17 protein-coding genes are annotated in these 15,043 nt (G+C 66.9%); 11 read left to right on the top strand and 6 right to left on the bottom strand.

What is annotated here, in order from left to right; translation table 11 throughout:
- Positions 1-54: 54 nt before the first annotated feature.
- Both VW23_RS13900 and VW23_RS13895 read right to left on the bottom strand, forming a co-directional pair.
- On the bottom strand, positions 55-2,016 hold the full coding sequence (locus VW23_RS13900) for an FAD-dependent oxidoreductase (RefSeq protein ID WP_069910159.1): 1,962 nt from the start codon (positions 2,014-2,016) through the stop codon (positions 55-57).
- Positions 2,013-3,077, bottom strand: coding sequence for an FAD-binding oxidoreductase/lyase (locus VW23_RS13895; protein WP_069910158.1), 1,065 nt, complete (start codon positions 3,075-3,077; stop codon positions 2,013-2,015). Before VW23_RS13895 ends, VW23_RS13900 begins: the two co-directional genes overlap by 4 nt.
- 134 nt (positions 3,078-3,211) lie before the next feature.
- On the opposite strand from VW23_RS13895, the gene ccmI reads away from it, so the two are divergent.
- The 4 genes from ccmI (at position 3,212) to VW23_RS13875 (ending at position 7,308) form a co-directional block, all read left to right on the top strand.
- Entirely contained in the window at positions 3,212-4,279 is a 1,068-nt protein-coding gene (gene ccmI, locus VW23_RS13890) for a c-type cytochrome biogenesis protein CcmI (protein ID WP_069910157.1), read from the top strand.
- Complete coding sequence (gene ccmE / locus VW23_RS13885; RefSeq protein ID WP_069910156.1) at positions 4,276-4,719, top strand: cytochrome c maturation protein CcmE; 444 nt, start codon at positions 4,276-4,278, stop codon at positions 4,717-4,719. Before ccmI ends, ccmE begins: the two co-directional genes overlap by 4 nt.
- A gap of 178 nt (positions 4,720-4,897) precedes the next feature.
- A complete protein-coding gene (locus VW23_RS13880) occupies positions 4,898-6,865 on the top strand; it encodes a heme lyase CcmF/NrfE family subunit (protein WP_069910155.1) in 1,968 nt (655 codons plus the stop codon).
- Positions 6,862-7,308, top strand: coding sequence for a cytochrome c-type biogenesis protein (locus VW23_RS13875; protein WP_069910154.1), 447 nt, complete (start codon positions 6,862-6,864; stop codon positions 7,306-7,308). The genes VW23_RS13880 and VW23_RS13875 overlap by 4 nt, the downstream gene beginning before the upstream one ends.
- A gap of 2 nt (positions 7,309-7,310) precedes the next feature.
- Here VW23_RS13875 and VW23_RS13870 read toward each other — a convergent pair whose 3' ends face one another.
- Entirely contained in the window at positions 7,311-7,916 is a 606-nt protein-coding gene (locus VW23_RS13870; RefSeq protein ID WP_069910153.1) for a LysE family translocator, read from the bottom strand.
- Between the two features lie 73 nt (positions 7,917-7,989).
- Here VW23_RS13870 and VW23_RS13865 point away from each other — a divergent pair, with 73 nt between their 5' ends.
- The 7 genes from VW23_RS13865 (at position 7,990) to VW23_RS13835 (ending at position 13,825) form a co-directional block, all read left to right on the top strand.
- Positions 7,990-8,442, top strand: a complete 453-nt coding sequence (locus VW23_RS13865; protein WP_069910152.1) for an Lrp/AsnC family transcriptional regulator — start codon at positions 7,990-7,992, stop codon at positions 8,440-8,442.
- Between the two features lie 54 nt (positions 8,443-8,496).
- Positions 8,497-9,246 (top strand): sulfite exporter TauE/SafE family protein, encoded by a 750-nt coding sequence (locus VW23_RS13860; protein WP_069910151.1) that lies wholly within the window; start codon positions 8,497-8,499, stop codon positions 9,244-9,246.
- Positions 9,247-9,361: 115 nt separating this feature from the next.
- Positions 9,362-10,927 carry a Do family serine endopeptidase gene (locus VW23_RS13855; protein WP_069910150.1) on the top strand — a complete coding sequence of 522 codons (1,566 nt, stop codon included), beginning with the start codon at positions 9,362-9,364 and terminating at the stop codon, positions 10,925-10,927.
- Between the two features lie 138 nt (positions 10,928-11,065).
- The gene (locus VW23_RS13850) at positions 11,066-11,737 is read left to right on the top strand and encodes a response regulator transcription factor (protein ID WP_069910149.1); all 672 of its coding nucleotides are present in this window, start codon (positions 11,066-11,068) and stop codon (positions 11,735-11,737) included.
- Between the two features lies 1 nt (position 11,738).
- A complete protein-coding gene (locus tag VW23_RS13845; RefSeq protein WP_069910148.1) occupies positions 11,739-13,151 on the top strand; it encodes a sensor histidine kinase in 1,413 nt (470 codons plus the stop codon).
- 19 nt (positions 13,152-13,170) lie between these two features.
- Positions 13,171-13,539, top strand: coding sequence for a VOC family protein (locus VW23_RS13840; RefSeq protein WP_069910160.1), 369 nt, complete (start codon positions 13,171-13,173; stop codon positions 13,537-13,539).
- Between the two features lie 79 nt (positions 13,540-13,618).
- Complete coding sequence (locus VW23_RS13835) at positions 13,619-13,825, top strand: hypothetical protein (RefSeq protein ID WP_069910147.1); 207 nt, start codon at positions 13,619-13,621, stop codon at positions 13,823-13,825.
- A 12-nt stretch (positions 13,826-13,837) separates the two neighbouring features.
- Here the strand turns inward: VW23_RS13835 and VW23_RS29810 are convergent, their stop codons facing one another.
- The 3 genes from VW23_RS29810 to VW23_RS29330 all read right to left on the bottom strand — a co-directional run.
- Entirely contained in the window at positions 13,838-14,089 is a 252-nt protein-coding gene (locus VW23_RS29810; RefSeq protein WP_201788049.1) for a CPCC family cysteine-rich protein, read from the bottom strand.
- Between the two features lie 5 nt (positions 14,090-14,094).
- Positions 14,095-14,715 carry a hypothetical protein gene (locus VW23_RS13830; protein WP_069910146.1) on the bottom strand — a complete coding sequence of 207 codons (621 nt, stop codon included), beginning with the start codon at positions 14,713-14,715 and terminating at the stop codon, positions 14,095-14,097.
- 143 nt (positions 14,716-14,858) lie between these two features.
- On the bottom strand, positions 14,859-15,043 hold a 185-nt coding region (locus VW23_RS29330), incomplete at its 5' end, for a hypothetical protein (RefSeq protein ID WP_210184496.1).

Raw genomic sequence — 15,043 nt, 5'->3', positions numbered from 1 at the left:
TGAGGTCTCGTCAGAGACACTTGCATGACGAGTGTGGGTGTGTTATTTTGGTGTTTAATGAGCAGATGTGTATACGCGACAGGCACCCACGGCCTCCGGCACTTTCCCCATCAGCGCGATGCCGCCATTGGCGCCGGGGCGGTGCGGGGCGTAGGTGACGCCGATGGCCTTGAGCGGGTCGCGTTGCTCGGAATTCTCGAAGACGAGGCAGCCGGGCTCGAACGAGCGGGCGTCGGCGGCGGTGAGCGTCCAGATCTGTGGTTTATCGCCAAACCGGCCGGCAAGGTAGGCCGGCGGGGTCGGCACCTCCTCCTCCGGCGCGGGCCGCGCCGGGACGCGCCAGCCGGTGTCGCTGATCTCGCCCGACAGGGCGCAGCGCTCGGCGGCGACCGAGCCGGCGTCGCGCGCCGCCATGGCGCCGATATCGACGGCCGCGGCGATATCGCCCAGCCCAAGCTGCACGGCGCGCGTGGCAAGGCCGGAGACGCCATGCTTGCTGGCGGCAGCGGCGCGCCGGGTGATCAGCGATTGGCCGCGATCGAGATAGGTGGCGCCGCGGGCGGACGGACGGAACGGCGCCACCGGGTTGCGGGCGTCCGGGGTCTCGAAGGCTTCCTCGATGATGTCGTCGACCACCGGCGGAGCAGCTTTCCCAAGGAAGCCGAGGACGGCCGCCTTGCCGCTGCTGAGCGCCGCAGCGGTGGTGTGGAGGCCCGCGGCCGAGCCGGCCAGCGCGATCGCGGGCAGGGTGCCGCGCGGCCCGAGCCAGCCATTTGCCGCGTCCCAGGCGGCAGCCCCGCCGGCGCGGAGCCAGAGCAGGATCTCGGGCTGCCAGGCGCCGGCGGCGACCAGTTGGTCGGTTTCGATGGCGCTCGAATCCTGGGCGATCTCGTCGATGGCGACGGCGAACCCGACCCTGAGGCCCGGCTTGTTGCGCTCCAGCGGTTCGGCCTGGCTGGGAGCCAGCGCCGAAGCAAGCGTGATGCCAGTCGCCTTGGCGAAATCGACGAAGCGCGAGGTGGTGCTGAGCCGGCTGTCGACGATGCGCTGCACCTCGACCCCGGCATCGGCAGCGTGCAGCGCCAGCCGGTAGGCAAAACTGTTGGGGGTGGTGAACAGCGCCCGGCGGCCGGGCCAGACCCCGAACCGTTCGGCGCGCTGGAACGCGGTCAGCGCCCCGACGATCCCCGGCGTGCGGTTGCCCGGGAACAGCGGCAGCCGCTCGAGCGCACCGGTGGCGAGGATGACATGTTTGGCGACGACGGCGATGAGGCGCGACATCGGGCGCCCAGCCTCGACCACCACCTGGTGCACTTTCAGTTGTGTGCCGGTAATGGCGAAGGCTTCGGCCCGCATCAGCGGGGTGACCTGGCCCTTGCCGTCGAGGCTGGCGATCAGCCGTTCGATCATGGTGTCCGGCGAAGCTTCGGCATCGACCGCGCCGAAATAGCGGATGGTGCCGCCGAGGCTTTGGGTGCGTTCGATCAGCACGGCGCGCTTGCCGGCGGCCGAGGCGGCTGCCGCCGCGCTCAGCCCCGCGACGCCGCCGCCGACGATGGCGAAATCGGTCTCGATGGTCTCGTCGACCGCGCCATTGTGCCAGGCCGGGCTCACGAGCGGCGTGTCGCCGAAGCGGTGGTTGAGGGTGCGCGCCGGGCCGAGCAACTTGTGCCGCAGCGCCCCGAACAGGCCGCCCGAGGCGATCGGATCGCGCCGCGCCCCAATGGTGACGAGGTCGAGCCCGGCGAGGGCCGGGGTGCGCTCCATCGGCAGCGCGCCGCCTTTGCCTGAGCTCACCAGCGGTGCAAAGCCCTCGTCGAGCGCCAGCGCTTCATCGCCGTGGCGGCCAGCGATCTGGAGGCCGTTGGCCAGCGCGGCGGAAAACACTGTATCGCCGGCAAAGCCGTGGATGATCCGGCCGTTAAGGCGGAACTGCAGCGGCGCCTTGCGGTCGAGCTCGGCGCCGCCGAGGCCGTGCGGCGCATCGGCGGGGAGGCGGTTGGGATGCTCGCTCACGCTGGCACCGCCAGATAGTCGGCGGCGAGGAGGCGTTGGTTGCCGCGCGTCGGGCCACGTGCCGCGAACCATTCCGCCTCGTCGGACGGGGCGGTCCCGGCAATATGGCGGGCCAGCGCCGGCGCAAGAAAGGCGGCGACCGGACCGAGAGCGGCGATGACCATCGCCTTGTGGCCACGTGCCAGCCCGATGAAGGGCGCTCCATCACTGGTACGCAGAGTGTTGACCACGGTTTCTCCGGCGAGCCGCAGCGCATCGCCGCGGGAGACCGCGCTGCCGAGCCGGACGCGGGCGGTGGCGGGATCGCCGGCGAGCAGCGCCGAGACGCTGACCTTGCCATCCTGCACCAGCGTCACGCCGCGATCGAGGAACGACACGTAAGGGGCGGGGAGAGGCTTGGCCGCATCGAGCAGCATGGCGGCGCCGGGCACGCCCTCGAGGCTGCGGTCGCGCGCCTCTTCCGGCAGGTGCTCGAGCACAGCGTCGTCGCCGGCGAGGATCACCTGGGCCGCCTCGACGCTGCGGCCATTATGGACGATGCGGGCGGTCCCATCCTTGCGCAGCGTCAATTCGGTATCGGCGCGATCGAGGTGGCGCACCTCGTGCTTGGTCAGCCAGCTTTCGAGCGCCGGCTCGAACCGGCCATGGCCGAGCAACTGCACATCGCGCACCCTCAGCATTACCCCCTCGGCAATGGCCCGATCGGCAACCGGCTCGACCGCATAGCCGAGCGCGATGGCGAGATGGCGGAAATGCCCGAGGGCAGCGATGCTCTCAGCCGTTTCGGCAACCAGCAGCGGATCGACGCGGCTGATGAGGCCCTTGCCCCAGCTGCTGATCAGCTTGCTGGTCTCAGCGGCCGTGCGCTTCAGCAGCAGCAGTGTCTCGGGACGGGTGACCGGCGCGATCGAGATATCGATGCTGCGCTGCAGGCGGAACGGCGAGAACGGTTCGCCGACAAGGCAGACGCGTCGTTTGTGCTCGACGGCGAGCAGGCCCGCCAGCAGCCCGGGAAGCGGGGTGGAGCCGAGCACCAGATAGTCGTAACTGTCATCGGCCATGGGATCAGCGAACCATCGTGCGGGCTGCGGCAATGCGCCTCCCACACATCGGTGTGTGCGGGTGCATAAATTGCCCGAATGCCTTTATAGATCGGGCGCGTTTCCGCACCTTCGCATGAGGCAGAGCCCTGCACATGATATTTTGGTCGCTCGCTTTTGTGGTCACTGCCGTCGCCTGCGCCGCCCTCTATTATGCGGGGGCCGGGCGAAGGGTCAACGCGACTGCCGCTGTTGTAGACAGCCCTGAGCTGGCGCACCTGAAGCTGCAGCTCAAAGAGATCGAGTCCGACCTCGCTCTGGGTCGGCTCGGCGCGGCCGAAGCGACGGCAGCGAAGGGCGAACTGGCGCGGGAGCTGATGCGCTTGAAGGCGACGACGAAGGCAGCCACCGACTCGGGCGCCCGCCGCGGCATCGTCGCGGTGGCGGCGGTAATCACAGCGGTGCTGGCATTCGGCGTCTATGGCGCGCTCGGTCGCCCCGACCTGCCGGCGCAACCGCTGGCCGAACGGCAGGACGTGCCACCGCCGGAAATGACGCTCGACGATGCCATCGCTCGGATCGAGGCGCAGCTGAAGGCCAAGCCCGAGGACCTGCGCGGCTGGACGGTGATCGCCCCGGCTTACATGCAGATGGGGCGCTTTGCCGACGCCGCCAACGCGCTGCGCAAGGCGATCGAGCTCGACGGACCGACCGCCGACCGCGAGACCGACCTCGGCGAAGCGCTGATGATGGCCAATAGTGGCAGTGCCGCCGGCGAGCCGCTGGCGTTGTTCCGCAGCGCTTCGAACCGCGACGTCACCCATGTGCGCTCGCGCTACTATCTCGCCAGCGAGGCAATGCGCGAGGGCGATTTCGCCACCGCCAAAGCCGGATGGCAGGGGCTGCTGAAGCTCAGCAAAGGCGGCGAGACCTGGCTGGCCAATGCCGAGGCCGGCCTGGCTGCGGCGGAAGCCGGGCTGGGCGGCGACATGCCGGCCAATGCCGACATCGCTGCGATGGTCGAGGGTCTCTCGAGCCGGCTCAACCAGAGCGGTGGCACCATCGACGAATGGACCCGCCTGGTGCGCTCGCGGCTGGTGCTCGGGCAGACGGAGTTGGCGCAAACGGCCTATGATGCGGCCCGCAAGGCCTACCCGGCGGCGGGCGATCGCGCGGAACTCGATGTTCTCGCAGCGGATAATGGATTGGTAGCAAGTAATTGACTCGTAAGCAGAAACGCTTAGCCATCATCGCCGGACTCGGTGCCGTCCTTGCCCTCGCGGCGACGCTGATCTTCGTGGCCATGCGCGACCAGATCGTGTTTTTCTATTCGCCAAGCGAGATCCACGAAAAGGCCATCGCTGCAGGCACCTCAATTCGCCTGGGCGGCCTGGTGAAGGAGGGGTCCTGGAAGCGCGTCGGCGAGACCTCCGACTTCGTGGTGACCGATGGCCAGACCGAGATGGCGACGCACTATGTCGGGTTGTTGCCCGATCTGTTCCGCGAGGGGCAGGGCGTGGTGATCGAGGGTAGCGTCACGGCGGACGGCAGCTTCGCCGCGACGAACGTGCTGGCCAAGCACGACGAGAACTATATGCCCAAGGAGCTGGTAGAAGAGCTGAAGAAGCGCGGCGAATGGCAGCGCGAGGGAGCTCCGCTGTGAGGGTGCTGACTGAGACAGACGGCCCCCTCCCGGCCTCCCCCACAAGGGGGGAGGTGAAGAGTCGAGATTGCGGCTCGATCGTGCCAAGCGCACCGGCCGGCACCTCCCCCCTTGTGGGGGAGGATGGGAGGGGGCCGTCTGCTTCAGTCTTGGCACCCCTTGCCTCGGGAGCCCACGCATGAGCATCGAACTCGGCCATTTCGCCCTCGTCCTCGCCTTTGCCATCTCGACCATCTCGGCGATCGTCGGGCTGATCTTCTGGAAGCGCGAGGTGCTGGCTGGCTATCTGCAGCAGGGCGCGGTGCTGCAGTTCGTGCTGGTGGCGGCGTCGTTCGCGGCGCTGATCCAGGCCTTTGTCGTCTCCGATTTTTCACTGAAGCTCGCCTATGAGCACGCCAATTCGGCGCAGCCGCTGATCTTCAAGATCACTGCCGTTTGGGGCAACCATGAAGGCTCGATGCTGCTCTGGGTGCTGATCCTGGTGATCATGGGCGCCGCCGTCGCCGCCTTCGGCCGGAACCTGCCCAAGGACCTGCTGACCCTGGTGCTGGCGGTGCAGAGCCTGATCGCGGCGGCCTTCACCGGCTTCACACTCTTCACCTCGAACCCGTTCCTCCGTCTGTCGCCGGCGCCGTTCGAGGGGCAGGACCTCAACCCGATCCTCCAGGATATCGGCCTCGCCATCCATCCACCGCTGCTCTACCTCGGCTATGTCGGCTTTTCGGTCTGCTTCAGCTTCGCCATGGCGGCGCTGATCTCGGGCCGCATCGATGCCGCCTGGGCTCGCTGGGTGCGGCCATGGACGCTGCTCAGCTGGTGCTTTTTGACCCTCGGCATCGCCATGGGCTCCTACTGGGCCTATTACGAACTCGGCTGGGGCGGCTGGTGGTTCTGGGATCCGGTGGAGAATGCCAGCTTCATGCCGTGGCTCGCCGGCACCGCGCTGCTCCATTCGGCGCTGGTGATGGAAAAGCGCAATGCGCTGAAGATCTGGACCATCTTTCTCGCCATCATCACCTTTTCGCTGAGCCTGCTCGGGACCTTCATGGTGCGCTCGGGCATCCTCACCTCGGTGCACACCTTCGCCTCCGACCCGACCCGCGGCATGGTGATCCTGGCGCTGCTCGCCCTGTTCATCGGCGGGGCCTTTTCGCTGTTTGCCTTCCGCGCTTCGACGCTCCGGGTGGGTGGGCTGTTCGCCCCGATCAGCCGCGAGGGCGCGCTGATCCTCAACAACCTGTTCCTCGCCACCGCCACTGTGGCCGTGCTGGTGGGAACGCTCTACCCGCTGCTGCTCGACGCGCTGGTCGGCGAGACCATCTCGGTGGGCGAGCCGTTCTTCAACCTGACCTTCGGGGTGATCATGGCGCCGCTGTTGATCGTCCTGCCGTTCGGGCCGTTCCTCGCCTGGAAGCGCGGTGATCTGATCGCGGTGACGCAGCGGCTCGCCGGCGCGGCCGGGCTGGCGCTGTTCGCTGCGGTGCTGTGCTTTGCCCTCACCGGCGGTGAGGTATCACTGGCGCCGCTCGGGTTGCTGCTCGGCTTCTGGGTGGCGTTCGGGGCGCTGGCCGAACTGGTCGACCGGGCAAAGTTCTTCCGCACCGATGTCGTCACCTCGTTCAAGCGGCTGTTCGGCCTGCCGCGCACCGCCTGGTCGACGGCGATCGCCCATTTCGGCATCGGCGTCACGGTGATCGGCGTCGTCGCCGCCAGCGCCTGGCAGCAGGAACTGGTCACCACCATGGTGCCGGGTGAAGGCGTAGTGATCGCCGAACACCAGGTGACGTTCGATGGCATGGAGCATGTCGAGGGGCCGAACTTCGTCTCCGACACCGGCCGCTTCGCCATCCGGGCGCCGGGCGGTGGGGTGCGTACGGCGCTGGCCGAGCGGCGCGTCTACAATGCCAGCGGTCAGCCGACCACCGAGGCGGCGATCGAGACCTACGGCTTCAGCCAGCTCTACGTGCAGCTGGGCGAGCCGCAGGCCGACGGCAAGTCGGTGGTGCGGCTCTGGTACAAGCCCTATGTCACGCTGATCTGGCTCGGTTGCCTGATGATGGCCGGCGCCGGCTTCCTGTCGCTGAGCTATCGCCGCCTGCGCGTCGGCGCGCCGCGGCCGGCCTCCGCCCGGGCCGCCGCCGAATGAGGGCGCTCGTTGCCCTCATTCTGCTGGTGCTGCTGAGCGCCCCCGCGCTGGCAGTGCGGCCCGACGAGGTGCTGGCCGATCCGGTGCTCGAAACCCGGGCCCGGGCGATCTCGGAAGGCTTGCGCTGCCTCGTCTGCCAGAACCAGTCGATCGACGATTCCGATGCCGACCTGGCGCACGACCTGCGCGTCCTGGTGCGCGAGCGCCTGACCGCGGGGGATAGCGACCAGCAGGTGCGGGATTATCTCGTCGCGCGCTATGGCGAATATGTGCTGCTCAACCCGGTGATGGCCCCTCACACGGTGCTGCTGTGGATCGCGGCGCCGGCCGTGCTGGTGATCGGCGGCATCGTGGTGTTCATCGGCGCGCGGCGCAAACGCGCCGCCGGGCAGACCGCACTGACCGACGACGAGGCCAAGGCGCTCGAGGAACTGGAGCGCTGAGCTCAGTGCGCCCCGAACAAGATCGGCACCGTCGCTGCGACCAGCAGCACCGCCGCGCCGATGTTGAACGCCGTGGCATAGGCCGGCTGCATCAGGAAGCGGCGCAGCACGGCGCCGCCGGCTGACCAGACGGCAACGCAGGGGATCGAGATCAGCGCCATCGCGGCCGCGGCGAGCGCCAGGTTCAGCGCATAGCCGTCGGCCGGCAGATAGGTGGCGGCGGCGCCGGTGGTGATCGCCCAGGCCTTGGGGTTGATCCACTGAAAGGCAACGGCGCCGGCAAAGCCGAGCGGTGGCCGCTCGTTGGCCTCGACATCGATCGGCCCGCTGCGTGCAATCTTGATCGCCAGCCAGACCAGGTAAGCGGCGCCCGCCCAGCGCATCGCATCGTGCAGCGCCGGAAAGGTCTGCAGCAGCGCGCCGATGCCGAGCCCGACCGCGATCAGCTGCAGGGCGACGCCCACGGCGATGCCGGCGACCAGTGGCATCGAGCGGCGGACGCCGACCCGCACGCCCGAGGCGAGCGCCATCATGTTGTTGGGCCCAGGCGTGCCGGTGAGCACGACACAGAAGATCAGGAACGGAATGAGGATGGCTGGATCGGTCATACCCGAACAATACCGCGGCGGACACGGTGCCGTGTTGCAATCTGCAGCGCCAGTTGGCAGTATGGTGCAACAAATGACCGACATTGATCGCATCGACCAACAGATATTGCGCGAGCTGCATCGCGATGCGCGCCTCTCCAACGTTCGGCTGGCCGAGCGGGTAGGGCTGTCGCCCTCGGCCTGCCTCAGGCGGGTGCAGGAGCTGGAGCGGCGTGGCGTCATCAAGGGCTACCGCGCCGTGGTTGATCGCACGCGGCTGGGGGCGGGGTTTCGGGCCTATGTCTCGGTGGGCCTGTCGAGCCATACCAAGGCCAGCCAGGAAGACTTCGAAAAGGCCGTGGCGCTGTCGCCCGAGGTGGTCGAGTGCCACAACGTCACCGGCTCGATCGAATACCTGCTGCGTATCGAGGTGGCCGACATCGAGGCCTACAAGGCATTTCACACCGACGTGCTGGGGACGCTCCCGACGGTGAGCGCCATCACCACCTTCGTGGTGCTGGGCTCGCCCAAGGACGAGCGGGCTTAGCGAGCAGGACTCGCCGCTTGTCCCGACTCGGCACGTAGCGCTACCCCATTCCCCGTGTCCCTCACCGACTTCCTCCCCGCCGATCTCAATCTGACCCTGGCGCTGGCGCTCGTCGGGCTGAGCTTTGTCACCTCGCTGATCACCGCGACCTTCTCGCTGGGTGGCGGCACCCTGATGGTGGCGGTGCTGGCCCTGGTATTCCCGCCGCTGGTGGTGGTGCCGCTGCATGGCGCCATCCAGCTCGGCTCGAACGCTGGGCGGGCCCTGGTGCAGCGGGCGCACATCCAGTGGCCACTGGTGCTGTGGCTGTCGCTGGGTGGGCTGATCGGCACCGTGGTTGGTGGGCAGTTCGCCAGCCTCCTCCCCGCGACCGCGCTGCAGATCGCTATCGGCGTCTTCGTGCTGCTCACCACCTGGCTGCCGCAGCCAAAGCTGGTCGGCCGTTCGCGACTGGCGCAGGTGCTTGGTGGCGGTGTCATTGCCGCGGTGTCGATGGTGGTGGGCGCCACCGGTCCGCTGGTCGCGGTGTTCATCAAGGGGCTGGCCGACCGGCGGCAACTGGTCGCCACGCACGCCATGCTGATGACGCTGCAGAACAGCTTCAAAGTGGCGATGTTCGTCTTGCTCGGCTTCGCCTTCGCCGTCTACCTGCCGTTGATCCTCGCCATGATCGCCTCGGGTTTCGTCGGCACGGCGATCGGCAGCCGGCTGCTGGTGAAGGTGCCGGAGGCGGTGTTTCGCTGGGGATTCAAGCTGGTGCTGACCCTGGTGGCGCTCGATCTGCTGCGCGAAGCACTGTTCTGAAGCTTCGGCAATGTTCGGAAACATTACCGATAATTAACGCCCGGGTCACGGTGCAGAAAGGCGGTGGGCTCCATATCTCTCGGCCATCAAGAGTGCCTGACTGAAGGAGATCATCATGCCCTCGACTAAGTTCAACGCTCGCCGCTGGCTCGGGGCTTCGGCTCTGGCGATCCTCGCCGGCATCGGTGGTGGTACCGCCTTCGTCGCGGCGACCGCTCCCTCTACGGCGCAGACCGCCACCCTGGTCCCCGCCGCGCAGATCACCGCGCCGGCCGTGACCAACGCCCCGAACTTCGCCGACCTTGTCGAGGCGGTAAAGCCGGCGGTGGTCTCGATCATCGTCGAGGGTGGCGAGAAGGAAGATTCTCGCCAGCTGCAGCGCGGTGGTCCGCAGTTCAAGTTCGATTTCCCCGACCTGCCCAATGATCATCCGTTCAAGGACTTCATGGACCAGTTCGGCGAGCAGTTCGGCCAGGGTGGCCGTGGTGGCCAGGGTGACAGCCAGGCGCGTCCGCAGGCGCCGCGCAAGTTCATGGCGGCCGGTTCTGGCTTCGCCATCTCGGCTGATGGCTACATCGTCACCAACAACCACGTCGTCGAAAACGCCGACAAGGTGACCGTGGTGTTCGACGACGGCAAGGAAATGACCGCCAAGGTGATCGGCACCGACGAGAAGACCGATCTCGCGGTGGTGAAGGTCGATGGCGTCACCGACCTGCCATTCGTCAAGCTGGCCGACACTGAAGTGCGCGTCGGCGAGTGGGTGGTGGCCGTCGGCAACCCGTTTGGCCTCGGTGGCACCGTGACCGCCGGTATCGTTTCGGCCCGTGGCCGCGACATCGCCGGTTCGGCCTATGGTGATTTCCTGCAGATCGACGCGGCGGTGAACACCGGCAACTCCGGTGGCCCCGACTTCAACCTCCAGGGTGAAGTGGTTGGCGTGAACACCGCCATCTTCTCCCCCAATGGCGGCAATGTCGGCATCGCCTTCGCTATCCCGGCCAGCGTCGTCAAGCAGGTTACCGGCCAGCTGATCCAGAGTGGCAGCGTGACCCGCGGCTTCCTCGGCGTCGGCATCCAGGACGTCAGCCGCGACATCGCCGACAGCGTCGGCCTGAAGGATGCGGCTGGTGCGCTCGTCACCGAGCCGACCAAGGACAGCCCGGCCGATAAGGCTGGCGTGAAGTCCGGCGACGTGATCACCGCCGTTGACGGCAAGGCGGTCACCAACGCCCTCGACCTGAGCCGCACCATTGCCGGCAAGAACCCGTCAACCGCGGTCGAACTGACGGTCTGGCGCGACGGCAAGGAGCAGAAGATCTCGGTGACCCTGGGCAAGCTCGAAGAGGCGGCCAAGCCGTCCGAAGAGCAGCAGCAGGCTCCCGCCGAGGAACCGGCCGCTCCGGCTCCGACCAGCGTCGGCCTGACGCTCGTGCCGAACTCGGGCGGTGAAGGCCTCCTGATCCAGGACGTCGATCCGAACTCGTCCGCCGCCGAGAAGGGCTTTGCCGTGGGCGACACCATCCTCGAGGTCAACAACCAGGCCGTGTCGTCGGTCGCCGACTTCGAGAAGGCCGTGCAGGGCGTCAAGGATGCCGGCCGCAGCACTGCCCTGGTCAAGGCGCAGCGTGACGGCAATACCCGCTTCATCGGCCTGCCGATCACCGAGTCCAACTCGTAACAACCACACGGGCTCCGGGGCACATGCTCCGGGGCCCTTTTTCTCGAAGCGAATAGCGAGTAGCGAATGGCGAATAGAAGTGGCCGCAGCGCTCTCTACTCGCAACTCGCTACTCGCTATTCGCTTAGGGTCGGTGACATGAAAATTCTGCTGATCGAAGACGACCGCGAGGCGGCGAGCTACCTGATCCAGGCGCTTGACGAGGCCGGTCACATCACCCACCACGCCAGTGACGGCGAGACCGGCTACGCCATGGCCTCGTCGATGGATTACGATGTGCTGGTGGTCGACCGCATGCTGCCGCGCCGCGATGGCCTCTCGATCATCGAGAGCCTGCGCGCCGAAGATGACAAGACCCCGGTGCTGATCCTCTCGGCGCTGGGCGAAGTCGACGATCGGGTCACCGGGTTGCGCGCCGGTGGCGACGACTATCTGGTCAAGCCCTATGCCTTCACCGAACTGCTGGCCCGGGTCGAGGTGCTGGCGCGACGTTCGTCGCCGGCCGAGGCCGCGACCAGTTTTGAGGTCGGCGGACTGGCGCTCGATCGTCTCAGCCGCAAGGTGGAGCGCGATGGCGAGCAGATCCTGCTGCAGCCGCGCGAGTTTCGCCTGCTCGAATACCTGATGAAGAATGCCGGCAAGGTGGTGACCCGTACCATGCTGCTCGAGAATGTCTGGGACTATCACTTCGACCCCCAGACCAACGTCATCGACGTGCACATGTCGCGGCTCCGCGCCAAGATCGACAAGGGCCACGCCAACCCGCTGCTGCACACCATCCGCGGCGCGGGCTACATGATCCGCGACTGACATGTTCCGGCTCGCTCAGCTCTGGCGCACCACCACTGTGCGCCTCACCGCGCTGTTCATCGCAATCTTCGTGATCTTTGCAGTGGTGCTGCTCGGACTGATCACCTGGCAGACCTCGGTGCAGCTGCAGCGCCAGCAGACCGACGCCATCGACCGCGAGACGATGCAGTTCAAGCGCCTCGACAGCGACGGCGGCTTTCGCGCCACCATCATCGCGGTGCAGCGGCTGGCAAGCCAGCCGGGACCGGGCATCTATTATGTCGCCGATCCCTCGGGCCAGCTGATCGTCGGCAACGTCACCGACCTGCCGCCCGAAGTGCTGGCCGAGCCCGGCACCTACAGCTTCAACTACTCCAAGCCCCGGCTGTTCGACGATCCCGACAGCGAGGCCGACGACGCGGCGCCACAGCGCCAGGGCTATGCCATGGTGCGGTCGGAGAAGCTGCCCAGCGGGCTGATCCTGGTGGTCGGGCGCGACGTGGTGGAGCGGCGCGGCTTTACCGCCATCGTGCTGCAATGGTTCGCGGTGGGTGCCGGCGGCATCCTGCTGTTCTCGCTGGTCGCGGGGGTGCTGACCGCGGTGCGCGTGCTGCGCCGCATCGACACCATCTCGTCGACCTCCAACAAGATCATGTCAGGGAACCTCAGCGAACGCGTCCCGGTGACCAGGCGGAACGATGAGTTCGATGCGCTCGCCACCAACCTCAACCTCATGCTCGATCGCATCGAAAAGCTGATGCAGGGGATGAAGGAGGTAACGGACAATGTCGCGCACGATCTCAAGACCCCGCTGACCCGGCTGCGCAGCCAGGCAGAATCGGCGCTGCGCGATGGCCAGGGCGAGGAGACGCGCAAACAGGCGCTCGAAACGACGATCGAGGAGAGCGACAAGCTCATCAAGACCTTCAACGCGCTGCTGATGATCGCCCGCGCCGAGGCCGGAACTCCGTCAGGAGCGCTGAGCGAGATCGACCTGAGCGCCGTGGTGACCGATGTCGCCGAGCTCTACGGCCCGCTGGCCGAGGAGGAGGGGCTGACGCTCGAGACCGACATCGCCGAGGGCATCAGGATCAATGGCAACCGCGAACTGCTCGGGCAGGCGCTGGTCAACCTGATCGAGAACGCGCTGAAATACTATGAACCAGCCGAGGGCAAGGCCGGGCGGATAAATGTGAGCCTCAGGCGCGACGGCAGCAAGGTGCGCATCGAGGTGGCCGATAACGGCCCGGGCATCGCCGCGGAAGACCGGGGCAGGGTGGTTGAACGCTTCGTGCGGCTGGAAAAGAGCCGCACCGAGCCGGGGTCCGGGTTGGGACTGTCACTGGTGGCGGCGGTGGCGCAGCTGCATAAGGGCGAGCTGCGGCTCGAGGACAATGCACCAGGTGTGCGGGCGGTGGTGGAGCTGCCGGGCTGAGCGTGAGGAGAGGTGGATGATCTTCGACCATATCGGGCTGAACGTGACTGACTTCGCACGGAGCCGGGACTTCTACGTCCGCGCACTCGAGCCTCTAGGGATCGTCGCGCTGTTCGGCGGCGAGAACTGGGCGATGCTGGGTGCAAACGGCAAGCCGCAGTTCTGGTTCGGCTCAGGAGGGGCGGTTCCCGGCCCCATCCACTTGGCATTCAAGTCGGAGACGTGGGAGCAGGTCGACCAGTTCTATGCTGCCGCATTGGCGGCTGGCGGCCGCGACAATGGCCCACCGGGCTTGCGCGAATATGGGCCGGACTACTATGCGGCGTTCGTGATCGACCCCGACGGGCACAATGTTGAAGCGGTGTGCCGGGTGCCCGTTGCGAGCTAACGAGCAGTCGCTGAACTCGCGCAAAATTGCACATAAACCGTAAGTTTATGGAGACGGTCGTCGTGGCAGAAGGGCGGCCATGACCACCTTCGTTGTCCACATCCCGGCCGCGGAAGTCCACCGCTTCTACATGTTCGATCAGGGCGCCGTGCAACGCGTGCCCTCACCTCACGTGGTCAGTCTCCGGCCGGATCGCTCGATCATGGTGGTGCGCACCACCTTCCGCACCGTCAGCAAGATGGCCAAGATGTTCCCCGACTGGCACTTCCAGGCGCTGTTGGCCTAGTCGTCGGTTGGCCTAGTGCAGAGTTCGCTCGGTGGGGAGTGGCCCGCGCACATGCTCTCGAAATCTCTGCTCGCAGGCCCCATACAGCAGGAAATTCTGTCTCGCCTGCGTTAGCGACAGGCTGGCATTAGGCCCACCCCGGACGACATCGGCATCCGCGTCGTCCTGGCCGTCATCCTCCCAATAGCATACTGGGCATATCTCGAACCCACCTCGATCGCCCAGCGTCAAATATGCGCAGCATGGGCAGGCGATACCGGCCACGTCGCCTAATGCGCCGTCTGCACCGAGGTCTCGCCGATGCCGATGCCGGCGACTTTGCCGCTCTTGATCACGTAGCCGATATACTGCGCGATGTCCGAATAGCCACCCGGGCGGTCGGAGCGGTAGGCGATCTTGTTGCCCGAGGCGGCGCCGAAAGTCGCCTTGAGCTCGGCGGTCGAGGCGCCAAGGCCGGGGATGCCGAAATTGGGAGCGCTGAGGCCCGCCGGCGCCGCGTCGCAGCTCTTCGACGGCTTGCTGGCGGCCTCCGCGGCCACCATCATGACGAACTCGTAGCCGCCCAGTGCGTTCGAGATGAACCACACATTGGCGCCTTCAGCGCCGTAGCACAGCCAGTCGGCGCGGCCGGCGCCGTCGCCGCCGCGCTGGATGGTGCCACCGAAGGCTTTCTGCACGTCCTTGAGCTTGGTGCGCTGCAACTGCACCGTCAGCTTGCCGACCCCGATTGCCTTGACCGGCGCCTTCTCGAGGTTGGCTTTGCTGAAGTTGAAGCTGTTGCCGAAGATCGCCTTGCCCATGCCGTCGAGACCGGCGGCGGAGGCGGGAACAGCAGCAAGGACGAGGGCGGCCAGAAGGGTGGCAGTAAGGGCGGCAATACGGGTGCGCATGCGGGGCTCTTTGGATTTGGCTGGCGCGGGAACATAGCGATGCCGATGCCGAAATCCAGTGACTTTTAGGCTTAGCTCGGTGTCATCCCAGCGAAAGCTGGGACGTGCCCACCCACCGGCGTCATTCCCGCGAAGGCGGGAACCTAGTGGGATGCTGCGACACTAGCGGACGCGGAGAGATCGCACTGGGTCCCCGCCTTCGTGTTGTGTCCCGTGAGGTTGGCGAGGGCCTCGGCTGGTGCCTTGTAGTCGAGGCACCTGAGGCGGGTTTTGTTGTAGCTATCGACGAAAGCGTAGAGGAAGGCGTCGCGCTGGACATGCGAGGCGA

The organism is Devosia insulae DS-56 (assembly GCF_000970465.2).
In the GTDB taxonomy this organism is placed as follows: domain Bacteria; phylum Pseudomonadota; class Alphaproteobacteria; order Rhizobiales; family Devosiaceae; genus Devosia_A; species Devosia_A insulae.
Note: the sequence above shows the minus strand (reverse complement) of the source record. Positions and strands in the feature narration are given on the sequence as shown.